Consider the following 24,833-nt stretch of genomic DNA (forward strand, 5'->3'; position numbering starts at 1 on the left):
GCGCCTTCAGTGATTGACCGTATATGACAGCATCATCGAGATATGGCACAGCGGCCGACCGCTTTGTTCCTGCCACTGGCTGAAAGCGCTCTGCACCAGCGCGAGGTCCTTCAGGCTGGTCGGCGTCCTGTCGACGATTTCCTGGGCCTTGAGCGCCGCGACCACATCATCGCTGAGAACGAAGGTGTCCTTGCCGGCCATGCGCAGGAATCGCGGTGCGGACATACCGCCCAACTGGTTGCCGCGCTTGGCCAGCAGCTTCCACAGGCCGACGATATCGCTGGAAGGCCAACCGGCCAGGAACCTGCCGAAACTGCCGTACTCGCGGGCGATGTCCAGGACGAACTGGGCATTGCGCGGCACGCTCTTGAGCTTGCCCAGATGACGGATCAGCCGGGTGTCCTGCATCAGGTTTTCCAGACGTTCGCCGCCCATCAGCACGACCTTCTCCGGGTCGAAGCCGAAGAAGACCTCCTCGAAGGCCGGCCACTTGGCGTCCACCAGGCTGTGCTTGAGCCCGGCACGGAAGATGCGCAGGCTGATCAGCGACAGGTAGCGATCATCGCCAACCGCCGCCAGATTGGCCGGCGACTTGGGCTGCGGCAGGCGGGCTTCCAGCGCTTCGACCGAGCCGAAGCGATTCAGGCAGTACTCGTATAGCCACGGGTAATCGCGCATCGGGCGTCCTTGCGAGTTCTTACAGGTTCATCACGTCCAGGAAGCGCGGGGTGGCGGTCTCGTCGATGCGCAGGCTGTTGAAGTCGAACAGGTTACGGTCGGCCAGTTGCGACGGCACCACGTTCTGTAGCGCGCGGAACATGATCTCGGTACGGCCCGGCGACTTGCGCTCCCAGTCCAGCAGCATTTCCTTGACCACCTGGCGCTGCAGGTTTTCCTGGGAACCACACAGGTTGCACGGGATGATCGGGAATTCCTTGAGCACCGAGTAGGCCTCGATGTCCTTCTCGTTGCAGTACGCCAGCGGACGGATCACCACGTTGCGGCCGTCGTCGGAAAGCAACTTGGGCGGCATGGCCTTGAGGGTGCCGCCGTAGAACATATTAAGGAAGAAGGTTTCCAGGATGTCGTCGCGGTGGTGACCCAGCGCCATCTTGGTCGCGCCGATTTCGTCGGCATAGGTGTAGAGGGTGCCACGGCGCAGGCGCGAGCACAGCGAGCAGGTGGTCTTGCCCTCCGGGATCTTCTCCTTCACCACCGAGTAGGTGTCCTTCTCGATGATGTGGTACTGCACGCCGATGGATTCCAGGTAGGCCGGCAGCACATGCTCGGGGAAGCCGGGCTGCTTCTGGTCCATGTTCACCGCGACGATCTCGAACTGGATCGGCGCCACCTTCTGCAGGTACAGCAGGATGTCCAGCAGGGTGTAGCTGTCCTTGCCACCGGACAGGCAGACCATCACCTTGTCGCCGTCCTCGATCATGTTGAAGTCGGTGACCGCTTCGCCAACCTGGCGGCGCAGGCGTTTCTGCAGTTTGTTCTGGTTGACCGAAAGGGTGCTGGCCATGGTGCTCGGGAATCCAAAGGGCAAGACGAAAAGCCGGTCATTTTACGCGCAAAGCGACGCATACCCCAGCCCCTCCATCGGGCTACTGCTAATCTGACAGCATGACGCCCGATCTCGCCCCTTCCCTCGACCTGACGGACCAGCTCCTGCAGTTGCTGCAGGAAGCGACTGAAGGAATCTCCGAATTCCAGCTGATCCAGCATTTGAAGGCTCGGCACTCGACCCACGTGCCCAACCTGCCGCTGACTGACAAGCTGGTGCTGTTCCGCACCCATTTCCTGGTGTTCAACGCGCTGTATCGCCTGCGCGACCGGCTGTGGGAGGAGAACGCCGCACACCTGGAGATCGGCCCATTGTCGATCCGTCTCTGTCCCTATATGAGCGGGGTGCAGGCACTCGGCGAGCAGGACGCCTTGCGCGCCTACTACCTCGACGAGAAGCATCTGAGGGAAACCACCGAACACGACGTGGAAAAGCTGCTGGAGAGCTTCTGGACGCGCATGCAGGGGAATGAGGAAAAGGCCGCCGCGCTGGCGCTCTTCGAGCTGGAAGACGGGCCGGTGGACTACGCACTGATCAAGCTGCGCTATCGCCAGTTGGTGAGCCAGCACCACCCCGACCGTGGTGGCAGTAACACGCGCCTTCAGTCGATCAATAAAGCCATGGAAATTCTGGAGCGCTATTACAGCCGCCCGTGAAACTTCCATTTGCTCTAACCCCACGGACGACGTGGTCTGCAGCCATTCCTATACTGCGACTTAAGGTCGCATAGGTCGGCCGGGCACCGGATGACGCTGGCTACGCGTATTCGGCGCCTCGCTGGGGGGCGACCTTCTATAAGAAGAGGAGAATGCTGACATGATCCATCATGTGTGGGGGCTCTTCACCCATCCCGATCAGGAATGGCAGGAAATCCGTGGCGAGGAAGAAACCATCAGCCACATGTACCTGACCCACGTCCTGATCCTCGCTGCCATTCCAGTCATTTCGGCCTATATCGGCACCACGCAGGTCGGTTGGGTGCTGGGCAGTGCGGGACCGGTCAAGCTGACAGCCGCCAGCGCCATCCAGTTGACCATCATGACCTACATCGCCATGCTCGCCGGCGTCGCCATCATGGGCGCTTTCATCCACTGGATGGCCCGCACCTATGACGCGTCGCCATCGCTGACCCAATGCATCGTATTCGCTGCGTACACCGCAACTCCGCTTTTCATCGGCGGCCTCGCGGCGCTTTACCCGCACCTGTGGCTGGGCATGATCATCGGCACAGCAGCGATCTGCTACACCGTATACCTGCTCTATGTCGGCATCCCGACCTTCATGAACATCCACAAGGATGAAGGTTTCCTGTTCTCAAGCTCGGTGCTGGCGGTAGGACTGGTGGTGCTGGTGGCGATGATGGCCCTGTCGGTCATCCTCTGGGGCAGCGGTGTGGGCCCGGAATACACCTGATCCGTCCTCTACAAAGGAAACCGGGCCCTTCGTGGCCCGGTTTCCTTTCGCTTGCCTAAACGCCCTACGGCTTGCCTGAACCTGCACCCCGGACGAGCGGCCGCGAGAAATCCTCCACCGGCGCTTCGACTGCGGCATAATCTGCCCCCGTCGGAGAACCACTGTATGCCTGAACAGCTCAACGCTCGCGTCGAAGCCTGCTACCAGCAGGCCGAAGCCTTCTTCCAGCGGCGCTTTCCCCGCCCGGAAGTGAGCTTCCGGCTACGCGGCCAGAAGGCCGGCGTCGCCCACCTGGATGAAAACCTGCTGCGCTTCAACCCGCAGCTGTACCGGGAAAACCACGAACACTTCCTAAAGCAGACCGTGGCCCATGAGGTGGCGCACCTGATCGCCCACCAGATGTTCGGCCCGCGCATCCGCCCCCATGGCGAGGAGTGGCAGCTGATCATGCGCGGCATCTACGGCCTGCCGCCCGATCGCTGCCACACCTACGAGATCAAGCGCCGCCGCTCTACCCGCTACCTGTATCGCTGCCACTGCGGCGAAGGCAATGAATTCCCCTTTTCGTCCCAGCGCCACAACCTGGTCGCACAGGGCCGGCGCTACTACTGCCGGCGCTGCCGCGCAACGCTGATCTTCACCGGCGAAATCCGCCGCGAATGATGCGAATCAGGCGATGACCTTCGCCGCTTTCAACGCCTCGACCTGCTCGGCCGAATAGCCCAGCTCCGCCATCACCTCAGCCGTGTGTGCGCCCAGAGCGGCGCCGATGTGACGCGGCTCCGGGAGACCGGCGGAGAAGCGAATCGGACAGGCCATCTGCCGCTGCTCACCGCCTTTGCCATTGGGCACCTGGGTAACCGCGCCGCGCTCCACAAATTGCGGGTGCTCCACCGCCTCGGCCATCGACAGCATCGGCTCGACGCAGGCATCCAGCGCGGCGAAGCGCTTCTGCCAATGGCTGAAGTCATGTTTCTCGAACTCGATGGAAATTTCTCGCTTGAGCGCCTGCTGGTCCTCCGGCTTGGGCGACAACCCACGCGCGGCCAGCTCCGGGCGTCCGATGGCGGCGCAGAATTGCTGCATGAACTGCGGCTCCAGGCTGCCCACCGAGAACCAGCGACCATCGCGAGTACGGTAGTAGTCGTAGAAGCTGCCGCCGTTGAGCGCGAGACCTTCCATCTCCGGCTCCACGCCCGCCGCGAGATAGCCCGCGCCGGCCATGCCGTGCAGGCTGAAGGCGCAGTCGGTCATGCTCACGTCGACCTGTTGCCCCTCCCCCGTCTGCTGCCGGTGGATGACCGCCGCCAGCAGGCCCATCACGCCATGCAGCGAACCGCCACCGATGTCCGCCAGTTGCACGCCCAGAGGCAACGGGCCGCTCTCGCGGCGGCCGGTGTAGCTGGCGACGCCGGCCAGCGCCAGGTAGTTGATGTCGTGTCCGGCGCGGTCACGGAACGGGCCGGTCTGGCCATAGCCGGTGATCGAGACGTAGATCAGCTTCGGGTTGATCGCCTTGAGCGCCTCGTAGCCCACGCCGAGCTTGTCCATCACGCCGGGGCGGAACTGCTCCAGCACGATGTCGTACTCCTGCACCAGTTGCTTCACCACCTCCACTGCCTCGGCCTGCTTCAGGTCCAGCGCGATGCAGCGCTTGTTGCGGTTGAGATAGGCGTGGCTGGCGGAGGTCCCGTCTACATGCGGCGGCAGCACGCGCACCAGGTCCATGCGCGTGGGCGATTCCACTCGCAGCACCTGGGCACCCATGTCGGCCAGCAGCAGCGAGGCGAAGGGTCCCGGCAGCAGGGTGGAGAAATCGAGGATTTTCAGGGAGGCGAGCGGGCCGTTCATGGGCACTCCTGTTTCGCTCAATCGATGCGTGGGCGCCGCGCCTCAGAGCTTCATGCCGCGGCTGATGATCTCTTTCATGATCTCCGAGGTGCCGGCGAAAATACGCTGGATGCGCGCGTTCGCGTACATCTTGCAGATCGGATACTCCCACATGTAACCCCAGCCGCCATGCAGTTGCACACCCTCGTCGACCACCTTGCACAGCAGTTCGGTGGTGAACAGCTTGGCCTCGGCGGCCACCTCGGGGGTGAGCTTCTTCTGGTTGTGGTCCATCACGCAGCGGTCGGTGAAGACCTGCGCTACGTCGATCTGCGTGCGCATCTCGGCGAGCTTGAAGCGGGTGTTCTGGAAATGCGCCACCGGGCGGTCGAAGGCCTTGCGCTCCTTCACGTAGTCGACAGTCGCGCTCAGCGCAGCCTCGGCGCCGGCCACCGCGCCGCAGGCGTTGGTCAGGCGCTCCTGCGCCAGCATGTTCACCAGGTAGAAGAAGCCACCCTTGGCGTCGCCGAGCAGATTTTCCTTAGGCACCTTCACGTTGTTGAAGAACAGCTCGGCGGTGTCCTGGCTCTTCATGCCCAGCTTCTTCAGGTTGCGCCCACGCTCGAAGCCTTCCATGCCGCGCTCCACCACGAACAGCCCCATGGCGTGCTTGTTCGCCGGGTCGGTCTTGGCCGCGACTATCACCAGGTCCGCCAGCAGGCCGTTGGAGATGAAGACCTTGGAACCGTTGAGGACGAAGTGATCGCCCTTGTCCACCGCCGTGGTGCGCATGCCGGCAAGGTCCGAGCCCGCCGAAGGCTCGGTCATGGCCACCGCCAGAATGCTCTCGCCACGGATGATCCCCGGCAGCCAGCGAGCCTTCTGCTCGGCGTTGCCGTATTCGGCGATGTAAGGACCGCACAGCGCCGAGTGCAGCGGGATCATGAAGCCCGGCTCGTTGATGGCGGCCAATTCCTCACACATGATCTGTTCGTAGCGGAAATCCTTCAGAGCGGTTCCGCCGTACTCTTCTTCCGCCCAGGGCAGCAGGAAGCCCATTTCCCCCGCCTTGCGCCAGACACTGCGGTCCACCACGCCGGCTTCCTCCCACTCCTCCTGATGAGGCACCACTTCCTTGTTGAGGAAGGTTCGGAACGCATCGCGGAACAGGTTGTGCTCGGTCTCGAAGTGATTGCGCAGCATGGTCGACTCCCGGTGGGTTGAGTGCCCGCAGGGTAGGTGCTGGCCGCGCGTGGCCTCAATGACGCGAGCGCTCAGGGTCGATTGACGCAATCGCCCAGCAGGTGCGAGTGTGAAACTTTCTAAAGCTGCACCGGAGAGCGCCCGCATGCAGATTCGCCCTTTCCAGCCGGAGGACATTCCACTGTACGAAAGCTGGTTCGACGACCCGCTGCTCGACGCGCAACTGGGCCCGATGGATCGGTACTGGCTGGAACAGGTGCTGAAGGATTCGGACAAGGCCCAGTACAGCATCCTGCGTGGCAGCCTGCTGGTCGCGGTGGTGGGGGTTTGCCTGCCCAGCCCGGAGCGTCCGTACTACTTCGTTACCGACCTCGCCGTGCGCCCGGCATTGCGCAGGTCGGGCATAGGGCGCGCGGTGATGACGCTGGTGATGAGCCGGCCGGAACTGCAGAGCAGCCCCTTGTGGCGGGCCAGCGTGAAGCCGGACAACCCGGCGGCGCTGGCTTTCCTTATCAAGCTGGGTTGGACGCGACTGGAAATGGGCAATCCATTCGATGAGTTGCTCGAGTTCGAATTCCGCCGACGGCCGGCGGGCCCCAGTTTTCGCTGAGGCAAACCATGTAGGAGCGAGCTTGCTCGCGAACGAAGTTTCCTGCGAATTCCCAGTGCAGCAGATTCGCGAGCAAGCTCGCTCCTACAAAGAACGTTCGCTTCTTTGCTGACGCGTATAAAAAAACCCCCGCCGAGGCAGGGGTTCACACAAAGGAGTCAAACGGTAGAGCGGTCGTTCTTAGAACACGTACTGCAGACGAGTCACGACACCGTTGCCGTCGTCGTCGCCGTTGGCGTTGCGAATGCCGTCGGTGCTGACGTGAACGTAGTCCAGGGACACTTTCACGGCTTCGTTGGCGTACCAGTTCACACCGATGGTGTTGGTGCTGGCCTTGGTGTCGCCCACGTCGCGGGTGGCGGTGGCCACGACCACGTTCGGGTCATCGACCTTGATGTGGTCGTAACGGTAGAAGACTTCCCAGGCACCGATTTCCTTGTTGGAAGGCTTGATGGTGTCGAACTTGGCGCCATCGAGCTTGTACACGCGGGATTCACCGGTGATGGTGTAGGCCAGTTGACCGTAGTAGCCGTCAGCCTTGATGTCTTCGTAAGCGTCGGCATCAGCCTTCAGCTTGCGCTTCAGGTATTCGGCCTGGGCCGAGAACGGGCCGATGGCGTAGGCAAATTCTGCGCCCCAGGTGGAATCGTCCTTGTAGGAACCGGCCGGGCTCAGGGTGGCGCCGCCGAAGGTCGCGCGGTTGCCGTTGTCGCCGGCGTCGTTACCGCCGTTGGTGGCGATGCCACGCATGCCCAGACGGGGACGGATGCGGGAGTCGAAGGCGGTGTCGTCCAGATCACGGTAGGCGTAGTCCACGCCAACGTGCAGCACGTTGCCGTCGGTGTTCATCGGAGCGAATACACCGCGGAAGTTGAACTGCTTGACGCTGTCGCCGTCGGTGTCATCGGCGTCCTTGGCGAATACGCCAGCGTCCAGGTAAGCCATGTTGGCGACGACGCCGCCGACCTGGGCGCCCATGCCATCCTGGTGGGTGTTGATCCAGTCAGCCAGTTCGTACGCGGAGGTACGCTCGGTGGCGGTCACCCACTTGGAGCTGGTGGCTTTTTCCAGGCCGAAGTCCGGGTCGAAGCGGCCGAACTTCAGGGTAACCGGGCTGAAACCGGTGTAGCTGAAAGAAGCTTCATCGAAGTAACCGTTGTCAGAGTTACCGGAGTTGTGGGACATGTCGTAGTTGATCTGGTATTTCCAGTCCTTGTAGACGACGCCGCCCAGCTCCAGGTACGCACGGCGGAAGTAGGCGCCGTCACCGTTGTTGCCGTTCTTGGTGTAGAAACCATCGAAGCGGCTGTAATCCGCTTGCAGACGGCCACCGAGCTTGAAGCTGAATTCTTTGTCGGTAGTGCCGACTTCAAGACCGCCCTTGGTCTTGATAACGATATCGGCGCCATCGGTGGTGACTGTGCCTGCGAAAGCCTGGGCGGAAACGGCCAGTGCCAGGGCAGTGGCGGCGTAACCGGCGAAGTGCTTACGGATCATCGAAGATTCCCCTTAATGGTATTTGCGTTGAACACGCCGAGTGCCTGGCTGCTGCGCGCCCCCCAAGGACTCGCACAGGCCGTTCTGGCGGCCCCCGTTTGTGTTGCTGGGAATCTTGGCGAGGGGTTATTTCAGATCAGTTGCTCGTAGATAAAACTTTTATTACAAAGGAACTTTTGATTTCTTTATGGCATAAAGGTCCTAAGCCGCTTCCCACTAGGCTTTCAGACACTTTCTGAAGTCCACTTTGCCGGTATGCTGACGCCCTCCTGAAAGACCTTCCCGCTCAGGCTTCGCCATGCACGAACTGCAACCCCTGATCCAGCAGCACGGCCTCACCCTGCTGTTCTTCAACGTCCTGCTCGAGCAGTTAGGCCTGCCGATTCCGGCCTACCCTGCGCTGATCGTCGCGGGTGCCCTGGCGCTGCAAGGCAGCGGCGTGCCGCTGGGACAGGCTCTGGCGGTGGCCGTGTGCGCGTGCCTGATTGCCGACCTGATCTGGTTCTGCGCCGGGCGGCACTATGGGGGCTTCATGCTGCGCAGCGTGTGCAAGGTTTCGCTGTCGCCGGACAGCTGCATTCGCCAGAGCCAGAGTCTTTACCTGCGCATCGGCCCGCGTGCCTTGCTGATTTCGCGCTTCCTCCCCGGCGCCAGCGCGCTCACCACCACCATGGCCGGCATGACCGGCACGCCGCTGTCGCGCTTCCTTGCCTACGACTTCGCCGGCGCGGCGCTGTGGGCTGGCTCCGCGCTGATGCTCGGAAGCATCTTCAGCAACGCGGTGGACCGCCTCCTCGGCTGGCTCACCGAGTACGCCAGCGTCGGCGTCGCGGCGTTGCTCGGTGCCTTCGCGCTGTTCATCGCCTGGAAGCTCTGGCAGCGCTACAGCCTGCTCAAGCGCACCGCGCGGATTCCACGCATCAGCGTGGGCGAGCTACGAGCGCGCCTGGATGCTGGCGAGCCGCCGCTGATCCTCGATGTGCGGGCACAGTTCGATGACGAGGCGATTCCCGGGTCCATCGCCTTCAGCCTGGACGGCGCGCTGGACGAGTTGCGCGGCAGCTTGGAGGACGACAAGGACGTGGTGATCTACTGCGCCTGCCCCCACGAGCTTTCCGCGGCGATGCTGGCCGAGCGGCTGCAGGCCTTCGGGCACCCGCGTACGTGGGCGCTGTCGGGTGGGTTGGATGCGTGGCGGGCGCAAGCACCTGCGCCGGTGGTGAATCCAACGTAGAAGCGGACTCCGTCCGCGGGTGTCTGCAGCGAAAAATCAGGATAAATCCGCTCTTGCCTCGATATCGCGCTGAGGGCATGCCCTCTCCCCCCGCCCTGGCTGCGCGCCCCGCTCCGAAGGGAGAGGGCGCTATCCGTGCCGGCTGAAGCCACTGTTTCAGCCGACGCCGAATCAGTCCCCTCTCCCTTCAGGGGGAGGGTTAGGGAGAGGGAAATCACCGGTACGGTGTTTCAGACAACTCTCCTTCACCAATCCCCAATACAGAAGCGATCTGCCCTTCAGCGCCGCGCGCTGTCCCGGCGAAGTTCGGCGAGATGGTCGGCCAGGCGCTCTGCATCAGGACGCGGCGGTTCTGGTAGCAGGCGCAAGGTCGCCTGGGCCAGGCGCATCTGCCGCAGGTAGCGCCGACAATGACGGCAAAGCAGCAGATGCCGGCGCAGCGCAAGCTTCTCGCGCCAGCCCAGTTGTTCGTCCAGCAGGTCGCTGGAGCGTGCCACCAGTTCCTTGCAGGTCAGCATTCCCCGGTCTCCTCGAAGTGTTCGACGCTGGCGAACACCTTCAGCCGCGCGCGATGCAGCAGCACCCTGACATTGGAGAGCGAAACCTCCAGCAGATTACAGATTTCCTCCAGCTCCAGCCCCTGTCGTTCACGCAGCAGCAACACGCTGCGCTGCAGTTCGGAAAGGCTGAGCAGGGTGTTTTCCAGGCATTGGCGCAGTTCGTCTTCGGCCAGCAGGGCTTCCGGCGAATCCTCGTGCCAGGCCAGCGGCGCCGGGCTCCAGTGGCCGTCGGCGGCGAAGCGGGAGTCATCGATGCTGCCGTGGGGCGCGGGCAGTTCGTCCAGCGAAACGTCGCGGCGAACCTTGCGCAGACGGGATTTGGCGGTATTGGCGGTGATGGTCAGCAGCCAGGTCTTGAGGCTGGAGCGCCCCTGGAAGCCATCCAGGTTGCGCACGGCGGCGAGCCAGGCATCCTGCACCACTTCATCGGCATGGGCTGCGCCGACGATGGCAATGGCCACGGCGCGCATCGCACCCTGGAAGGTGGCTACCAGGGTGCGGAAGGCCTGCTGGTCACCGGCCAGCAGGCGTGACAACAGCTCGCTGTCGTCGGCGGACACGATCAGCGCTTGCGCAGGATCACGCTGCCGATGGAGTAACCGGCGCCGAAGGAGCTCAGCACGCCGATGGAGCCGGCGGGCAGGTCGTCCTGGTACTTGTGCAGGGCAATGACCGAGCCGGCGGAGCTGGTGTTGGCGTAGGTATCGAGGATCACCGGCGCTTCGTGGGCCTCGGCATCGCGGCCGAGCAGCTTGCGGGTAATCAGCAGGTTCATGTTCAGGTTGGCCTGGTGCAGCCAGAAGCGTTTCACGTCGCTGACCGGGATATCGTTCTGCGCCAGGTGCTCGCCGATCAGCTCGGCCACCATCGGGCAGACGTCCTTGAACACCTTGCGGCCTTCCTGCACGAACAGCTTGTCGCGGCTGCCGATGCCCTCCTCCGCCGCGCGGTTGAGGAAGCCGAAGTTGTTGCGGATATTGTTGGAGAACTGGGTCAGCAGCTTGGTGCTCACCACCTCGAACTGGTGTTCGCTGGTGGCCTGATCGGCGCGCTCGATGACCACGGCGGTGGCGGCGTCACCAAAGATGAAGTGGCTGTCGCGGTCACGGAAGTTCAGGTGGCCGGTGCAGATTTCCGGGTTGACCATCAGGATCGCGCGGGCTTGGCCCAACTGCACACTGTTCACCGCGGCCTGGATGCCGAAGGTGGCCGAGGAGCAGGCGACGTTCATGTCGTAGCCGAAGCCCTGGATGCCAAGGGCGGCCTGCACTTCGATGGCCACCGCCGGATAGGCGCGCTGCAGGTTGGAGCAGGCGACGATCACCCCGTCGATGTCTTCGGGAGTACGGCCGGCGCGCTGCAGGGCCTGTTGCGCGGCGGCGGTCGCCATCTCGCAGAGGATGCCCCAGTCTTCGTTGGAACGCTCCGGAATGCGCGGCGCCATGCGCTGCGGATCGAGGATGCCTTCCTTGTTCACCACGAAGCGACTCTTGATGCCGGAGGCCTTCTCGATGAAGGCGGAGCTGGATTCGGACAGCGCCTCGATCTCGCCCTTGGCGATGGCTTCGGCATTCTGCTCATTGTGACTGCGGACGTAGCTGTTGAAGGATTCCACCAGTTCATCGTTGGAGATGCTGAACGGCGGGGTATACAGGCCGGTTCCGCTGATCACGACTTTATGCACGGTCAATCCTCTTCTCAATCTGCGCCGCCGGGCCGGGCGGCAAGGTTAGGCATCAAGGTGCCCGCCCATCGGCCGGCACTGGATATTCGTCGCTCCGCGTCCTGGCGCGAAGGCTTCGGGATGGCGATCCCCGCAACAGGGCAGTGTGCCACTCCCACCGGCGGTGGGCACCTTTGCCCGCCCGGCGGTTTGCGGTTTCACCCAGGGTGCAACCGCTGATCGCTGATTATGCTGCAATTTTCGCCGAAAAGTCGCAGTGCGGGGGCGGCATTTACGCAAGATCATGGACATAAATCACGCCACGCCTGTGCTGGAACAACGGATTGAAAATTTCCACCGACACCATAGACAGAGTGTTGGCGCGCCCCGGCGCGCTAGTCCTTATCCTTCAGTGCATTCCCGAATTTGCCAAGGAGACTTCAGGATGAGTGCAGAAAGCCGCCCGGAAATGGACGAACAGACCCTGGAATTCGCCAACCAGGTGATCGACCTTGCTCGCCAGGGGGATACCCCGCGTCTGAAGGAACTGTTGCAGCAGGGCCTGCCGGCCAATCTGCGCAACCACAAGGGTGACAGCCTGCTGATGCTGGCAAGCTACTACGGCCACCACGATACCGTGGGCGTACTGCTCGACCATGGCGCCGATCCGGATCTGCGCAACAACGCCGGGCAGACGCCCCTTGCCGGCGCCGCTTTCAAGGGTGATCTGGAGATGGTGCGACTGCTCCTCAGCCGTGGCGCCGAAGTAGAAGGCGCCTCCCCCGACGGCAAGACCGCGCTGATGATGGCGGCCATGTTCAATCGTCCGGACATCGTCCGCTGCCTGCTGGAGCATGGCGCCGACCGCGAGGCCCGCGACGCCAGCGGCCTGACGGCCATGGCCGCGGCGAAGATGATGGGCGCGGCCGATACCCTGTCGCTGCTCGAAACCGCCTGAATCAATCGATGCGCACATGCTCGGCGAGAAAATCGAGCACCGCGCGCACCCGAGCGGGCAGGTGCCCTGGTTTGCCGAGGTAGAGCGCATGCATCGGCTTGCGGTCGCCGGGGTTGAAGGCTTCCAGCACCGCGACCAGTCGCCCGGTGAGCAGGTCGTCGCGCACCTGGAATTCCGCCAGCCGCGCCAGCCCTAATCCCGCCAACGCCAGATGGCGCACGCTGTCGCCGTCGCTGGCCAATAGGTTGCCGCTGGGCTCCGGGGCGCCTGCCTGCGCGCCGAGGAAAGGCCAATCCGGTTCGATGCGCCGGTAACTGAAGCCCAGGCAATTGTGTTCGGCCAACTCGCGCGGATGCTGCGGCGCTCCGCGGCACGCGATGTAAGCCGGCGCGGCGACGATACGGTGTCCCGACTCGCCCAGCGAGCGCGCCACCAGTCGCGAGTCCCGCAACGGCCCGCTGCGGATGGCAACGTCGGCGCGCACTTCCAGCAGGTCCACCACCTCATCCGTCAGTTGCAGGTCGAGGTTCACGCCGGGGTAGCGCTCGAAGAACAGCGGCAGCGCGGGAATCAGGAACTGCCGCCCCACCGGCAGGTTGCAGCTGATCCGCACCCGCCCCTGCGGCTCGGCGCTGGCCGAGGCTTCGCGTTCGGCTTCATCGAGATCCGCGAGGATGCGCAGGCTGCGCTCATAGAAGCCGGCGCCCTCGGCCGTGAGCTGCTGGCGCCGCGTGGAGCGGTTGAACAGTCGCGCACCGAGGCGATCCTCCAGGCGCGCCACCAGTTTGCTCACCGCAGAGGGCGTCATGCCGCATTGCTGCGCGGCGGCTGTAAAACCGCCGGTTTCCACCACGCGGATGAACACTTCCATTTCGCCGAAGCGGTTGACGTCGGGTCGGGCCATCTTGAATTCAATTCACAGGTGATTTGCTCCGAGGCAGTCTATATCAGCAATTCGCGCGGGGATAAGGTGGCGCCCATTCTTCGAACCCTTTCGGGAGAGCCACCGTGCCCATTGCCTTGTACGCCTTGACCGCCGGTGCCTTTGGCATCGGCGTTACCGAATTCGTGATCATGGGATTGCTGCTGGAGGTCGGCCAGGATTTCGGCGTGTCCATCTCCGCCGCCGGCCTGCTGATCTCCGGCTACGCGCTGGGCGTGGTGCTCGGCGCCCCCTTGCTCACCGCCCTCACCGCGCGCTGGCCGCAACGCCGGACCCTGCTCGGATTGATGGTGATCTTCACCCTCGGCAACCTCGCCTGCGCCCTGGCGCCGGACTACACCACACTGATGGCGGCGCGCGTGCTGACCTCCTTCGCCCATGGCACCTTCTTCGGCGTCGGCTCGGTGGTCGCCACCAGCCTGGTCCCGGCGGAACGCCGCGCCTCGGCCATCGCCCTGATGTTCACCGGCCTAACCGTCGCCACCATCCTCGGCGTACCGCTGGGCACCTGGCTTGGCCAACTCTATGGCTGGCGCGCGGCCTTCTGGGTGGTGACCGGCATCGGCCTGCTGGCCCTGGCGATCCTGGCTGTGTATTTACCGCGCAACAGTGCTCCGCCCATCGCCGGTAATTTGCGCGACGACTTCCGCGTGCTCAAGCGCCCCGCCGTGCTGCTCGGCCTGCTGACCACCGTGCTCGGCTTCGGCGGTGTGTTCACCGTATTCAGCTATGTGTCGCCGCTGCTGACCCGCCTGGCCGGCTTCTCCGAAGGCGCGGTGTCGCCGGTGCTGCTGGTGTTCGGCGGCGGGCTGGTGCTGGGCAACCTGTTGGGCGGCAAGCTGGCGGACCGCCGGCTGGTGCCCGCGCTGCTCGGCAGTCTGGTGGCACTGGCGGTGGTCATGGGCCTGATGAGCTTCGCACTGGAGAATCAGGTTGCCGTTGTCATTTTCATCGCCCTGCTCGGCGCCGCCGGTTTCGCCACTGTGCCACCGCTGCAGATGTGGGTGCTGGAGAAGGCTCACGGCGCCGGCCAGAGTGTCGCGGCGAGCTTCAACATCGCCGCTTTCAACCTGGGCAACGCGCTGGGTGCCTGGCTCGGCGGCCTGACCATCGACCACGGCCCGGGCCTGGCGGCATTGCCCTGGGTGGGCGCGTTGCTGCCGATCGCGGCCATCGCCACCGCGCTGCTGTGCCTGCGCCTGGAGCGTGAACCGGCCATGGCCGCGGCGACCGTCCAGCAGGCCCGGTGAACGATCGGCGGAACCCTACTGTCGAGGAAAGGGGCGCGCCTTGTCGCGCCCCTTTCTTTTATCCACCGACGGAGGACTCGCCCACCCATGCTGGTTTCGCTTCAGGCACTGCGGGCACTGGCCGCCTGGCTGGTGGTGTTCCATCACTTCATGCAGGTGTTCTTCGATTTCCGCGCCGACAGCCTCGGCGGCAAGCTCCTCTCCACCCGCGGCCAGGTCGGGGTGGATATTTTCTTCGTCCTCAGCGGCTTCGTGATCCACCTCTCCAGCGCCGGCCGGCCGATGTCGCCGCTGGCTTTCCTGGTGCAGCGCCTGGCCCGTGTCGCTCCGGCCTACTGGCTGTACACGGCGATCACCGCGCTGATCATCCATGCCTTCGCCGACGTGATGCCGATCTACGGCGTCGGCGGCAAATCGCTGCTGCTCTCGCTGCTGTTCATCCCCAGCGAAAACCCCGGCGGCTTCGGCCTTTACCCGGTGCTGCCGGTGGGCTGGACGCTGAACTTCGAGATGCTCTTCTACGGCCTGTTCGCCCTCTCCTTCCTGGTCGCCGAGCGCTGGCGTCCCTGGCTGGTGACCGCGCTGGTGCTGCTGGTGGCGCAAGTGCTGGCGCGCGAGCCATGGATCAGCAACTTCTACCGCAACCCGATCATCTTCGAGTTCGTCCTCGGCCTTGGCCTGGCGGCACTGTACCGACGCGGCTGGTTGAACCTGCCCCGGCCGCTGGCCCTGCTGACGGTGGTGATGTCAGTGACGACCATCGCGCTGTTCCCCGCCGACCATCCCTGGCGCCTGCTGACCTGGGGCCTGCCCGCCGCCGCGCTGCTGGCCGCGTGCGTTGCGCTGGAGCCGCTGTTCGAGCGCAGCCGGGTGCTGCACGCGCTGGGCGACTGGTCCTATTCGGTGTACCTGCTGCACGTCATCGTGCTCTGGCTAGCAGCCTACTGGCTGCACGAACGATTGGGCCTGACGCCGTATCAGACACTGGGCCTCAGCGTCCCGGCGATCCTGCTGCTGTCCTGGCTGAGCTACGAATGGGTGGAACGGAAGATGGCACGTCAGCTGCGCGCTGCCTATGCGCGCATCGCCGAGCCGCTGGCGGCGAAGCGCGCTCAGGCGGGATCGCTGTAGACCAGGCGGTTACGCCCTTCGGCCTTGCCGCGATACAGACGGCGGTCGGTGCAGCGATAGAGTTCGTCGGCATCCAGGCCGTCCCCCGGCCATTCGGCGAGGCCGAAGGTGGCGGAAATCTCGATGCGCTCACCGTGGTACACCAGCGGCGCCTCGTCGATGTCCCGGCGCAGGGACTCCACCAGCGGCTTGGCATCGAAGCGGTCGGTGAAAGGCAGCAGCAGTCCGAACTCCTCGCCCCCCAGCCGGCCGATCAGATCAGTGGCGCGCAGACGGTAACGCAGGCGGTTGCACAGGTGTTGCAGCGCCTTGTCGCCGGCATCGTGGCCCCACTGGTCGTTGATGTTCTTGAAGTGGTCGACGTCCAGCACCACCAGCACCAGCCGCGTCTCATAGCGCGCCGCCTCCTGGATGCAGCGCCGCAACGTGCGCTGGAAGCTCTCGCGACTGGCCACGCCGGTCAACGCATCGGTCAGCGCCAGGTGCCGCAGCTGCTTGTAGGCGGCGGCGCGACGCTCTTCATAGACGTGCATGAAAGCAATCACCAGTACGCCGCAGAAGATGCCGTTGCCGATGTCGATCAGCCCCGGGGCATCCAGGCGCAGGCGGTTGGCGTGCAGGTACATGAGCGTGGCGGCCAGCATGAACGGCACGGCGAGCAGGAAGCCGCGCCACTTGCCCAGCAGCAGGTAGGCCATCACCGGCATCAGGTAGACCCAGACGAAGGCCGTGGCCGAGGCATTGGGCATGACGATGATGTAGAGGATGAAGCAGAAGGTCGGCAACAGGTAGGCAATGATCCAGGGCACCAGCCGGCTGACCCGCTTGAGCCGATGGGCTGCCCACAGCAGCAAGCCGCAGGTCGCAAGCTCCGCGCCGGACAGCCACAGGTTGCCGGCGAGATACTGCAGGATCGAGAACACCCCCAGGGTCACCCCGGTGCAGGCGAAGATCAGCCGCATCAACAGGCGATGGTCCGCCTCTTCCAGCCCGGTGGGTCCGGTGTTGGACTCGAACAGGTGGTCGGGATCGCTGTTGCGGTGCATCGGCCCTGCTCCTTGGCTCGACCGCCCGCGGGTCGGCCGAAATGGCGGCATCCGGGCGCTCCAGCCCGATTCACGTCATCAGAAGACTACTCCAATTTCCCACAACGCGTAGCCAAGCCGACGGAAACCGGGCGGATGGGCTAGCCTAGGCTGCATTGTCCATGGAGGAAGTCTATGCGTTCGATCCTTGCCGTCCTGTCCCTGCTTGCGCTTTCCGGCTGTGCTTCGTACCAGACCGATGAAGTCCACCCCGTCCCCACCGACCGCCTGCTGGCCTACCAGCAACCGGGCAAGGACAGCGTCAAGGTCGACGTCACCCGCGACGTAGGCTACATCGGCGGCGGCTGCTACGTCGCCCTCACCATCGACCACCAGGTGGCCGCGCGCATCGGCAAGGGCGAGTCGGCCAGCTTCCACGTACCGGTGGGCAAGCACGTGGTCGGCATCATCGGCGACAAGGACGGCGAAGGCCTCTGCAGCAAGGCCATGCTGCGCCGTGAACTGCTGGTACCGCTGGAGCCGGGCGGCAATAACGCCTTCCGCATCGTCAGCGACAACCGCACCGGTTTCGACATCAAGCCGGCGGTCGAGTAACCGCCGTCGCGGGCGCGCCTCAGCCGTTCAGACGGGCAACCAGGCGCGCCTGCAGCTTCTCCAGCTCCCCCGCATCGGCCTTGTTCGCCGCGTGGATGCCCAAGCCCTCGCCGGCATAGCGCGGGACGATGTGCACGTGGATGTGGAACACCGTCTGACCGGCCGGCGCACCGTTGAACTGGGCAATCTGCACGCCATCGGGGTTGAGCTCTTCGACGATCACGCCGGTCAGGCGCTGCACCACGCGCATCACCTTGGCCAGCGCATCGGGGTCGACCTCGAGGATGTTGCGCGCCGGGGAATTCTTCGGAATCACCAGGGCATGGCCGTAGGACTGCGGGAACAGGTCGAGGAAGGCGAGCACGTCGTCGTCCTCGTACAGCTTGTAGCAGGGAGCCTCGCCACGAATGATCTGGGCGAAGATGTTCTGTGGATCGTAGGTGCCTTGCAGGCTCATGCTGGGTTCCTTGTCTGTTGGCCGCATCGGGGCCGGTTGATTGTCTATGGGCCCGCACCATACCGGTTTGTCGCGCACGGGTCATGACCGGTGGCGCGCGGAGGTCTATCCTGAGGACCGACTCAAGATCCCGCTCACCTGACCGGAGTATGCATGTCAGACCTTTCCGCGTTCCCCATCACCCGCAAATGGCCCGCCGAACACCCCGACCGCCTGCAGCTGTACTCGCTGCCCACGCCCAACGGCGTGAAGGTGTCGATCATGCTGGAAGAGCTCGGCCTGCCCTACGAGCCGCACCTGGTCAGCTTCGAGCGCAACGACCAGATGTCCCCGGAGTTCCTCTCGCTGAACCCGAACAACAAGATCCCGGCAATCCTTGATCCCAACGGTCCGGACGGCAAGCCACTGGCGCTGTTCGAGTCCGGTGCGATCCTGGTCTATCTCGCCGACAAGACCGACTCGCTGATCGCCCCCGGTGCCAGCGGCCGCTATGAAACGCTGCAGTGGCTGATGTTCCAGATGGGTGGGATCGGCCCGATGTTCGGCCAGATCGGCTTCTTCAACAAATTCGCCGGCAAGGACTACGAGGACAAGCGCCCGCTGCAGCGCTACGTGGACGAGGCCAGGCGCCTGCTGGCCGTGCTCGACCGCCACCTGGAAGGACGCGACTGGATCATGGGCGAGCGCTACACCATCGCCGACATCGCCACCTTCCCGTGGATTCGCAACCTCATTGGTTTCTATGAGGCGGGTGAGTTGGTGGGGTTCGAGAAATTCACCAATGTGAAGCGCGTGCTGGAACGATTCCTGGAGCGGCCGGCGGTGCAGCGCGGGCTGAATATCCCGAAGCGGGATTGAGGATTCACACCCTGTAGGAGCGAGCTTGCTCGCGAACGGATTCCCCGACAGCCCAGGGGCTGGACGGGCTCGCGAGCAAGCTCGCTCCTACAAGGGAATCCAGCGTCAGGCTTCGACCTGGCTCCACTGCTTGGACAGACGCTTGTCCGACACCGGCAACTTGGTCCCCAGTTGCTGGGCAAACAGCGAGACGCGGTACTCCTCCAGCATCCAGCGGTACATCATCAGTTCCGGGTCGCGCTTGCCTTCCTGGGCATGCTTGGCCAGGCGCGCCGAGTACTGCTCCCAGTAGCCGGCCATCTCGCCGCTCCACACGCGGTCGCGCTGGACTTGGCCTGCGACCTTGTCCAGGCGCTGCTCGACCGCCTTCATGTAGCGCGGGTATTCCTTGAGCCATTCCAGCGGCGTGTCGCGCACGAAGCCGGGGTAAACCAGCTGGGCCAACTGCCCCTTCACGTCGTTGAGCGGCACCGTCATGGCCAGGTCGACCTTGCCCTTGAAGCGCTTCTGCAGGCCGTGCCAGAGCTTGAGGATTTCCAGGGTCAGGCGGGCAATGCGTTCGGCGTGCTCGGTCCAGGCGCCGCGCTTCTTCTCGGCCAGTGACGCAAGCCCGGCACCGTCGCGGGGCAGGTTGGCTTCGCCGTCCAGAATGGCGCTGTCCAGGCTGGCCAGCAGGATGTCTTCCACCAGCGACTCGACCCGGCCCAGTTCGCGGTAGAGCAGGCCCATGTCGGTCTGCCCCGGCAGCTTGCTGCGCAGGAACTTGGCCGGCTCGGCCAGCTGTTGCAGCAACAGCCGCTGCAGGGCGCGGCGGTGCTGGTAGTCGGCCTCGGCCTGGGTGGGGAAGCGGTTCTCCTTCACCACGCCGGCCTCTTCCACCAGCGCCGGGTAGACCGTCATCGACAGCCCGGCGACCTTCTGCTGGACCTTCTCCGCCACCTCGCCAAAGCCCTTGGCTTCCACCGGTTTTTGCGGCTTGTCCGCCTGCGGGATCGCCAGCGCGGCCTGGCTGGCCTCGGCAAAGCGCGCGGTGAGTTCGGCCAGGTCGCGGCCTTCGCCGAGGAACTTGCCCCGGGCGTCGACCACCTCGATGTTCATCCGCAGGTGGCTTTCCACCTGGGTCTGGGCCTCTGCCCAGGCCTCTTCCGGCACGCGGCTGCCGGTCATGCGCTGCAACTCACGGCCGAGGGATTCGGACAACGCCCCCTCGGCGAAGACCATCTTGCCCAACGCGGCACTGACGAAGTCCGGCACCGGCACGAAATTCTTGCGGATCGCCTTGGGCAGGCTGCGCACCAGCTCGATGCACTTGGCTTCCAACAGCCCCGGCACCAGCCACTCCAGGCGTTCGGCGGGCAGCTGCGGCAGCAAAGGCGCCGGGACGCGCACAGTCACGCCGTCACGCACGTGGCCCGGCTCGAAGTGATAGGTGAGCGGCAACTGCAAGTCGCCCAGGCGCAGGCGATCCGGGTACAGGCCGGCAGTCACTTCACTGGCGTCACGGGCGAGGACGTCCTCCTCGCGCATGATCAGCAGGTCCGGTTTTGCCTTGTGCTCGCGCTCGTACCACTTCTCGAAGCTGGCGGACTGGTAGATGTCCGCCGGCAAGCGTTCGTCGTAGTAGGCGAACAGGGTTTCCTCGTCGGCGAGGATGTCGCGCCGACGCGCCTTGGCTTCCAGCTCGTCGAGCCTCTCCAGCAACTGGCGATTGGCCGACAGGCACTTGGCGCGGCTGTTGATCTCGCCGCGCACCAGCGCCTCGCGGATGAACATCTCGCGGGACACCGGCGCATCGATGGGGCCGTAGTTAACCGGGCGGCGACCGATGATGATCAGGCCGTAGAGGGTGACCTGTTCATAGGCCACCACCTGGCCACGGCGTTTTTCCCAGTGCGGCTCCAGGTAATTCTTCTTCACCAGGTGCCCGGCCAACGGCTCCAGCCAGTCCGGCTCGATCTTCGCGACCATGCGGGCGAACAGCTTGGTGGTCTCCACCAGCTCGGCGGCCATGATCCACTGCGGCTTCTTGCGACCGATCACGCTGGAGGGGTGAATCCAGAAGCGCCGCTGGCGCGCGCCGAGGTAGTCACCCTCCTCTGCTTTCTGCCCGATCTGGCTCAGCAGGCCGGAGAGGATCGCCTTGTGCACGGCGGCGTAGTCGATGTCGCGGGCCTTCGGTTCATCCGCCTTGGCGAGCGGTTGGCGGCCACGATTGTCGTGCGGCTTGGCCTGCTCGCGGGCGGGCTCGTTCTTGCGCTGGGTACCCTCAGGCTTGGCGCCGAAGGGCAACTGCAATTCCTTGCAGATCAGCGTCAGCTGGCGGTGCGCGTCGCGCCACTCGCGCAGGCGCAGGTAATTCAGGAAATTCTTCCGGCACCAGGTGCGCAGCGGGTTGGAGCCCAGCGCCTGGCGCTGCTCCTCGAAGCCGCGCCAGAGATTGATCAGCGCGGCGAAGTCCGAGTCCGGGTCCTTCCACTGGGCGTGAGCCTGGTCGGCGGCCTGCTGGCGATCCATCGGCCGCTCCCGCGGGTCCTGCACGGACAGCGCGCTGGCCACCGTGAGCACTTCCGGCAGGCTGCCCAATTGCGCCGCCTCCAGCAGCATGCGGCCCAGGCGCGGGTCAATGGGCAGGCGCGCGAGCTGGCGCCCCAGCGGCGTCAGCTGGCCCTCGCGGTTCACTGCCGAAAGTTCCTGCAGCAGGGTGAAGCCGTCGTTGATCGCCTTGCCGTCCGGCGGCTCGATGAAGGGGAAGGCCTCGATGTCGCCCAGGCGCAGGTGCAGCATCTGCAGGATCACCGCCGCCAGGTTGGTGCGCAGGATCTCCGGATCGGTGAAGGCCGGGCGGCCGTTGAAGTCTTCCTCGCTGTAAAGGCGCACGCAGATGCCCGGTTCGACCCGGCCGCAACGGCCCTTGCGCTGGTTGGCGCTGGCTTGGGAGACGGCCTCGATGGGCAGCCGCTGGACCTTGGCGCGGTAGCTGTAGCGGCTGATGCGCGCGGTGCCGCTGTCGATCACGTAGCGGATGCCCGGCACCGTCAGCGAGGTCTCGGCGACGTTGGTGGCGAGCACGATCTTGCGCCCCGGCATGGGCGCGAAGATCTTCTGCTGTTCGGCCGGCGTCAGGCGCGCATACAGCGGCAACACTTCGGTGTGGCGCAGGTTGGCCTTGCGCAGCATGTCGGCGGCGTCGCGAATCTCGCGCTCGCCGGGGAGGAACACCAGCACGTCGCCGGGGCGCTTGCCCACCTCGCGCTCGTGGGCGGCAATCTCGTCCAGCGCGCGGAGAATGCCCTGGTCCACGGAGAGGTCGTCGAACAGCGCTTCGCCGTCCTCGTCCACTTCCGCCGCCAGCGGGCGGTACCAGGTTTCCACCGGATAGGTGCGGCCGGACACCTCGACGATGGGCGCATCGCCGAAATGTTTCGAAAACCGCTCCAGATCGATGGTGGCCGAGGTGATGATCAGTTTGAGGTCGGGCCGACGCGGCAGCAGCGTCTTGAGGAAGCCCAGCAGGAAGTCGATGTTCAGGCTGCGTTCGTGGGCTTCGTCGACGATGATCGTGTCGTAGCGTTCCAGATAACGGTCGTGCTGGGTTTCAGCCAGCAGGATGCCGTCGGTCATCAGCTTGATCAGCGTGCTTTCATCGCTCTGGTCCTCGAAGCGCACCTGGTAGCCGACCAGCGAACCCAGCGGTGTTCCGATTTCCTCGGCAACGCGGGTGGCCACGCTACGCGCAGCCAGCCGGCGCGGCTGGGTGTGGCCGATCATGCCGTGGGTACCGCGCCCCAGCTCCAGGCAGATCTTCGGCAGTTGGGTCGTCTTGCCCGAGCCGGTCTCGCCGGCGATCACCACCACCTGGCTCTTTTCCAGCGCGGCCTTGATCTCGTCGCGCTTGGCGGCAATCGGCAGGCTGTCGTCATAGCGGATCTTCGGAATGCTCCCGCGGCGCGCCTCGACCTTGGCGCAGGAGGCCTGGAGGCGCTCTGCCCACTGGGCGAGCTTGGCGTCGTCCGGGTGCTTGCGCAGCTCGTGGAGCTGCCGGCGCAGGCGATGGCGGTCGCGGATCATCGCGTGGTCCATGCGCTGCAGGAGCTGTTCGGGGGTCGGCGTACTGTCTGTGGTCATCGGCTTCGCGGGCATCAGGCGGGAGCGGCGCGAGCGGGTGCGGAGCCGGTCCCTGGAATGGGCTGTCATGGCGACAATCCGGGAATTGTCGCAAAAGACCGGCATGGGCCGCCATGCCGATTGCCTGGCGACCCGGATTGGCGGGGCATTGCGCCCCGCCGGATCAGATGCGGAACTGGCCTACCAGCTGGCGCAGGCGCTCGCCCAGCCCATTGAGTTCGGTCGCGGTACGCGCGCCCTTGGCCGCGTCGTCGGCCACGCTGTCCACGCCACCGGCGATCTGGTGCACGCTGCGGTTGATCTCCTCGGCCACGGCGGTCTGCTCCTCGGCGGCACTGGCGATCTGCGCGTTCATCGAGTTGATGGTGCCGATCAACTGGGCGATGGCATCCAGCGATTGACCGGCCTGGTTGGCCTGGCCGCGAGTGCGTTCGGCCATGTCGCTGGCGCGCTGCATGGCGCTCACCGAGCCTTCCGTGGTGCCGCGCAGGCGGTCGATCATCTGCTGGATTTCCCCGGTACTCTGCTGGGTGCGGCTGGCCAGGGCACGGACTTCGTCGGCGACCACGGCAAAGCCACGCCCGGCCTCGCCGGCGCGTGCGGCCTCGATGGCGGCGTTGAGCGCCAGCAGGTTGGTCTGTTCGGCGATGGAACGGATCACTTCAAGCACGCCGACGATGCCCTGCACGTCCTGGCGCAGGGTGTCGAGGGAGTCGCTGCTGCTGCGTACCTCACCCACCAGATCATTGATCTGCGAGACGCACAGGTCCACCTCGCGCTTGGCCGCCTGGCCCTCACGGTCGGTCTGTTGTGCGGCATCGGCGGCCTGTTGCGCGCTGCGTGCCACTTCCTGGGCGGCCGCGGTCATTTCGTTGATGGCAGTGGCGACCTGGTCGGTCTCGTGGCGCTGCCCATCCATTGCACGCTCGGAGCGCTGCGCCTGCTGGGCGACGTCGCCCACCAGCCCGGACAACTGGTTCGTGGTGCCGGCCACCTGCTGTACCAGCACGTGGATCTTCTCGACGAAGCGATTGAAGGAGCCGGCCAGTTCGCCCAGTTCGTCGTGGCGGCCGAGGTTCAGGCGATGGGTCAGGTTGCCGTCGCCGGCGGCCATGTCGTCGAGGTTGTCGCGCACCTGGACGATGGGCTGGACGATGGTGCGGCTGAACAATCCGGCAAGCAGACCGATCACGACCAGCAGCGCCAGCGCCGCGCCGCCCATGAGCAGCAGCAGGTTGTCGATCTTGGCGTCGAAGGCCGCTCCGGCTTCCTTCACCTCGCGCTCGACGTCGTCGAGGTTCAGCGAGGTGCCGAACACCAGGTTCCACTTGGGTAGGAAGTGGGCGTAGCCGATCTTCGGCACGATGGCGTTGCCGCCGGGCAGGGTGAAGCTGTAGCGCACGTAGTGCTGGCCGCTCTGCCCCGCCGCCACCAGTTCGCGGATGGCATAGACGCCATTGGGGTCGCGATACCCGCTGAAGTCCTCGCCCAGGCGCTCGTCGCTGGTGCCCTGGAAGACGCGTACGGAGCGGGTGTCGTAGCCCCAGAAGTAGCCGCCCTTGCCGTATTCGAGACGCTTGAGGATCGCGATGCCCTGCTCGCGCGCCTGGGCATCGCCCTGGGAGGCTGCCTGGTAGACCGGGCCGACGGCGGCCAGCGCGACGTCGACAAAGTTCTTCAGCTGGGCTTCGCGGTCCTGGGTGAGGTTCTCGCGGATCTGCGCTTCCTGCTGGGTCGCCAACTGTTTCAATGCAACAGTGGAAATGGCGCACAGCAGCAGGGTGAGGATCAGGATCGGGACGATGGCCAGGAGCAGGACCTTGGCGCGCAAACGGAGGGCAGTGTTCAAGGCGTTCACCTCAAGCGGATAAGGGACATGGCTTCCTTGCCCCAT

23 protein-coding genes and 1 pseudogene are annotated in these 24,833 nt (G+C 64.8%); 10 read left to right on the plus strand and 14 right to left on the minus strand.

Annotated features, from left to right (window positions below; translation table 11 throughout):
• Positions 1-6: 6 nt before the first annotated feature.
• On the minus strand, positions 7-678 hold the full coding sequence (locus C167_RS0130860) for a DNA-3-methyladenine glycosylase I (RefSeq protein ID WP_017522173.1): 672 nt from the start codon (positions 676-678) through the stop codon (positions 7-9).
• A 19-nt stretch (positions 679-697) separates the two neighbouring features.
• Complete coding sequence (ttcA, locus tag C167_RS0130865; protein WP_017522174.1) at positions 698-1,525, minus strand: tRNA 2-thiocytidine(32) synthetase TtcA; 828 nt, start codon at positions 1,523-1,525, stop codon at positions 698-700.
• A 101-nt stretch (positions 1,526-1,626) separates the two neighbouring features.
• Here ttcA and C167_RS0130870 point away from each other — a divergent pair, with 101 nt between their 5' ends.
• From C167_RS0130870 to C167_RS0130880, 3 genes are all read left to right on the plus strand, one after another.
• Positions 1,627-2,223, plus strand: a complete 597-nt coding sequence (locus tag C167_RS0130870) for a DNA-J related domain-containing protein (protein ID WP_017522175.1) — start codon at positions 1,627-1,629, stop codon at positions 2,221-2,223.
• Positions 2,224-2,383: 160 nt separating this feature from the next.
• The gene (locus C167_RS0130875) at positions 2,384-2,980 is read left to right on the plus strand and encodes a Yip1 family protein (protein WP_017522176.1); all 597 of its coding nucleotides are present in this window, start codon (positions 2,384-2,386) and stop codon (positions 2,978-2,980) included.
• 165 nt (positions 2,981-3,145) lie between these two features.
• On the plus strand, positions 3,146-3,643 hold the full coding sequence (locus C167_RS0130880; RefSeq protein WP_017522177.1) for a SprT family zinc-dependent metalloprotease: 498 nt from the start codon (positions 3,146-3,148) through the stop codon (positions 3,641-3,643).
• 6 nt (positions 3,644-3,649) lie between these two features.
• Here C167_RS0130880 and C167_RS0130885 read toward each other — a convergent pair whose 3' ends face one another.
• Positions 3,650-4,831 carry a CaiB/BaiF CoA transferase family protein gene (locus C167_RS0130885; protein WP_017522178.1) on the minus strand — a complete coding sequence of 394 codons (1,182 nt, stop codon included), beginning with the start codon at positions 4,829-4,831 and terminating at the stop codon, positions 3,650-3,652.
• Positions 4,832-4,873: 42 nt separating this feature from the next.
• Positions 4,874-6,013 (minus strand): acyl-CoA dehydrogenase family protein, encoded by a 1,140-nt coding sequence (locus tag C167_RS0130890; protein WP_017522179.1) that lies wholly within the window; start codon positions 6,011-6,013, stop codon positions 4,874-4,876.
• A gap of 145 nt (positions 6,014-6,158) precedes the next feature.
• Between C167_RS0130890 and C167_RS0130895 the strand changes: the two genes are divergently transcribed.
• The gene (locus C167_RS0130895; RefSeq protein ID WP_017522180.1) at positions 6,159-6,623 is read left to right on the plus strand and encodes a GNAT family N-acetyltransferase; all 465 of its coding nucleotides are present in this window, start codon (positions 6,159-6,161) and stop codon (positions 6,621-6,623) included.
• A gap of 180 nt (positions 6,624-6,803) precedes the next feature.
• On the opposite strand, the gene C167_RS0130900 is transcribed toward C167_RS0130895, so the two are convergent.
• Positions 6,804-8,120: an OprO/OprP family phosphate-selective porin gene (locus C167_RS0130900; RefSeq protein WP_017522181.1), complete on the minus strand. Its 1,317-nt coding sequence runs from the start codon at positions 8,118-8,120 to the stop codon at positions 6,804-6,806.
• A 298-nt stretch (positions 8,121-8,418) separates the two neighbouring features.
• Between C167_RS0130900 and C167_RS0130905 the strand changes: the two genes are divergently transcribed.
• Complete coding sequence (locus tag C167_RS0130905) at positions 8,419-9,354, plus strand: DedA family protein/thiosulfate sulfurtransferase GlpE (protein WP_017522182.1); 936 nt, start codon at positions 8,419-8,421, stop codon at positions 9,352-9,354.
• Positions 9,355-9,632: 278 nt separating this feature from the next.
• On the opposite strand, the gene C167_RS0130910 is transcribed toward C167_RS0130905, so the two are convergent.
• From C167_RS0130910 to C167_RS0130920, 3 genes are read right to left on the minus strand one after another with little or no spacing between them, the layout of a single operon-like run.
• Entirely contained in the window at positions 9,633-9,872 is a 240-nt protein-coding gene (locus tag C167_RS0130910) for a zf-HC2 domain-containing protein (protein WP_017522183.1), read from the minus strand.
• Entirely contained in the window at positions 9,866-10,477 is a 612-nt protein-coding gene (locus tag C167_RS0130915) for an RNA polymerase sigma factor (RefSeq protein WP_026079389.1), read from the minus strand. Before C167_RS0130915 ends, C167_RS0130910 begins: the two co-directional genes overlap by 7 nt.
• Entirely contained in the window at positions 10,477-11,598 is a 1,122-nt protein-coding gene (locus tag C167_RS0130920) for a beta-ketoacyl-ACP synthase III (RefSeq protein WP_026079390.1), read from the minus strand. The genes C167_RS0130915 and C167_RS0130920 overlap by 1 nt, the downstream gene beginning before the upstream one ends.
• 424 nt (positions 11,599-12,022) lie before the next feature.
• On the opposite strand from C167_RS0130920, the gene C167_RS0130925 reads away from it, so the two are divergent.
• A complete protein-coding gene (locus tag C167_RS0130925; protein ID WP_017522186.1) occupies positions 12,023-12,535 on the plus strand; it encodes an ankyrin repeat domain-containing protein in 513 nt (170 codons plus the stop codon).
• Position 12,536: 1 nt separating this feature from the next.
• Here the strand turns inward: C167_RS0130925 and C167_RS0130930 are convergent, their stop codons facing one another.
• Positions 12,537-13,439: a LysR family transcriptional regulator gene (locus C167_RS0130930; protein WP_017522187.1), complete on the minus strand. Its 903-nt coding sequence runs from the start codon at positions 13,437-13,439 to the stop codon at positions 12,537-12,539.
• Between the two features lie 104 nt (positions 13,440-13,543).
• Here C167_RS0130930 and C167_RS0130935 point away from each other — a divergent pair, with 104 nt between their 5' ends.
• Complete coding sequence (locus C167_RS0130935) at positions 13,544-14,728, plus strand: MFS transporter (RefSeq protein WP_017522188.1); 1,185 nt, start codon at positions 13,544-13,546, stop codon at positions 14,726-14,728.
• 87 nt (positions 14,729-14,815) lie between these two features.
• Positions 14,816-15,859, plus strand: coding sequence for an acyltransferase family protein (locus tag C167_RS0130940; RefSeq protein WP_017522189.1), 1,044 nt, complete (start codon positions 14,816-14,818; stop codon positions 15,857-15,859).
• Here C167_RS0130940 and C167_RS0130945 read toward each other — a convergent pair.
• Positions 15,841-16,905 carry a GGDEF domain-containing protein gene (locus tag C167_RS0130945; RefSeq protein ID WP_017522190.1) on the minus strand — a complete coding sequence of 355 codons (1,065 nt, stop codon included), beginning with the start codon at positions 16,903-16,905 and terminating at the stop codon, positions 15,841-15,843. The genes C167_RS0130940 and C167_RS0130945 overlap by 19 nt on opposite strands.
• A gap of 174 nt (positions 16,906-17,079) precedes the next feature.
• Here C167_RS0130945 and C167_RS0130950 point away from each other — a divergent pair, with 174 nt between their 5' ends.
• On the plus strand, positions 17,080-17,499 hold the full coding sequence (locus C167_RS0130950; protein ID WP_017522191.1) for a hypothetical protein: 420 nt from the start codon (positions 17,080-17,082) through the stop codon (positions 17,497-17,499).
• Positions 17,500-17,518: 19 nt separating this feature from the next.
• Here C167_RS0130950 and C167_RS0130955 read toward each other — a convergent pair whose 3' ends face one another.
• A complete protein-coding gene (locus tag C167_RS0130955) occupies positions 17,519-17,956 on the minus strand; it encodes an HIT family protein (protein WP_017522192.1) in 438 nt (145 codons plus the stop codon).
• Between the two features lie 153 nt (positions 17,957-18,109).
• Between C167_RS0130955 and C167_RS0130960 the strand changes: the two genes are divergently transcribed.
• Positions 18,110-18,814 carry a glutathione binding-like protein gene (locus C167_RS0130960; protein WP_017522193.1) on the plus strand — a complete coding sequence of 235 codons (705 nt, stop codon included), beginning with the start codon at positions 18,110-18,112 and terminating at the stop codon, positions 18,812-18,814.
• 105 nt (positions 18,815-18,919) lie between these two features.
• Here C167_RS0130960 and hrpA read toward each other — a convergent pair whose 3' ends face one another.
• From hrpA to C167_RS35550, 3 genes and pseudogenes are all read right to left on the minus strand, one after another.
• Positions 18,920-22,939: an ATP-dependent RNA helicase HrpA gene (gene hrpA / locus C167_RS0130965; RefSeq protein ID WP_026079392.1), complete on the minus strand. Its 4,020-nt coding sequence runs from the start codon at positions 22,937-22,939 to the stop codon at positions 18,920-18,922.
• 163 nt (positions 22,940-23,102) lie between these two features.
• Positions 23,103-23,858 (minus strand): methyl-accepting chemotaxis protein, encoded by a 756-nt coding sequence (locus C167_RS35545; protein ID WP_410477994.1) that lies wholly within the window; start codon positions 23,856-23,858, stop codon positions 23,103-23,105.
• 102 nt (positions 23,859-23,960) lie between these two features.
• Positions 23,961-24,833 (minus strand): annotated as a pseudogene (locus C167_RS35550) (cache domain-containing protein); the annotation flags it as partial.

This window comes from Pseudomonas nitroreducens TX1, assembly GCF_000313755.1.
GTDB lineage: Bacteria > Pseudomonadota > Gammaproteobacteria > Pseudomonadales > Pseudomonadaceae > Pseudomonas > Pseudomonas nitroreducens_A.

What these genes read in the sequence shown, in the direction of transcription:
- C167_RS0130950 (WP_017522191.1), top strand. Translation starts at nt 17,080, where the DNA reads ATGCGTTCGATCCTTGCCGTCCTGTCCCTGCTTGCGCTTTCCGGCTGT.
- C167_RS0130860 (WP_017522173.1), bottom strand. Translation starts at nt 678, where the DNA reads ATGCGCGATTACCCGTGGCTATACGAGTACTGCCTGAATCGCTTCGGC.
- C167_RS0130910 (WP_017522183.1), bottom strand. Translation starts at nt 9,872, where the DNA reads ATGCTGACCTGCAAGGAACTGGTGGCACGCTCCAGCGACCTGCTGGAC.
- hrpA (WP_026079392.1), bottom strand. Translation starts at nt 22,939, where the DNA reads ATGACCACAGACAGTACGCCGACCCCCGAACAGCTCCTGCAGCGCATG.
- C167_RS0130925 (WP_017522186.1), top strand. Translation starts at nt 12,023, where the DNA reads ATGAGTGCAGAAAGCCGCCCGGAAATGGACGAACAGACCCTGGAATTC.
- C167_RS0130900 (WP_017522181.1), bottom strand. Translation starts at nt 8,120, where the DNA reads ATGATCCGTAAGCACTTCGCCGGTTACGCCGCCACTGCCCTGGCACTG.
- C167_RS0130880 (WP_017522177.1), top strand. Translation starts at nt 3,146, where the DNA reads ATGCCTGAACAGCTCAACGCTCGCGTCGAAGCCTGCTACCAGCAGGCC.
- C167_RS0130905 (WP_017522182.1), top strand. Translation starts at nt 8,419, where the DNA reads ATGCACGAACTGCAACCCCTGATCCAGCAGCACGGCCTCACCCTGCTG.
- C167_RS0130895 (WP_017522180.1), top strand. Translation starts at nt 6,159, where the DNA reads ATGCAGATTCGCCCTTTCCAGCCGGAGGACATTCCACTGTACGAAAGC.
- C167_RS0130960 (WP_017522193.1), top strand. Translation starts at nt 18,110, where the DNA reads ATGTCAGACCTTTCCGCGTTCCCCATCACCCGCAAATGGCCCGCCGAA.
- C167_RS0130885 (WP_017522178.1), bottom strand. Translation starts at nt 4,831, where the DNA reads ATGAACGGCCCGCTCGCCTCCCTGAAAATCCTCGATTTCTCCACCCTG.
- C167_RS0130875 (WP_017522176.1), top strand. Translation starts at nt 2,384, where the DNA reads ATGATCCATCATGTGTGGGGGCTCTTCACCCATCCCGATCAGGAATGG.
- C167_RS0130870 (WP_017522175.1), top strand. Translation starts at nt 1,627, where the DNA reads ATGACGCCCGATCTCGCCCCTTCCCTCGACCTGACGGACCAGCTCCTG.
- C167_RS0130945 (WP_017522190.1), bottom strand. Translation starts at nt 16,905, where the DNA reads ATGCACCGCAACAGCGATCCCGACCACCTGTTCGAGTCCAACACCGGA.
- C167_RS35545 (WP_410477994.1), bottom strand. Translation starts at nt 23,858, where the DNA reads ATGGATGGGCAGCGCCACGAGACCGACCAGGTCGCCACTGCCATCAAC.
- C167_RS0130930 (WP_017522187.1), bottom strand. Translation starts at nt 13,439, where the DNA reads ATGGCCCGACCCGACGTCAACCGCTTCGGCGAAATGGAAGTGTTCATC.
- C167_RS0130890 (WP_017522179.1), bottom strand. Translation starts at nt 6,013, where the DNA reads ATGCTGCGCAATCACTTCGAGACCGAGCACAACCTGTTCCGCGATGCG.
- ttcA (WP_017522174.1), bottom strand. Translation starts at nt 1,525, where the DNA reads ATGGCCAGCACCCTTTCGGTCAACCAGAACAAACTGCAGAAACGCCTG.
- C167_RS0130940 (WP_017522189.1), top strand. Translation starts at nt 14,816, where the DNA reads ATGCTGGTTTCGCTTCAGGCACTGCGGGCACTGGCCGCCTGGCTGGTG.
- C167_RS0130955 (WP_017522192.1), bottom strand. Translation starts at nt 17,956, where the DNA reads ATGAGCCTGCAAGGCACCTACGATCCACAGAACATCTTCGCCCAGATC.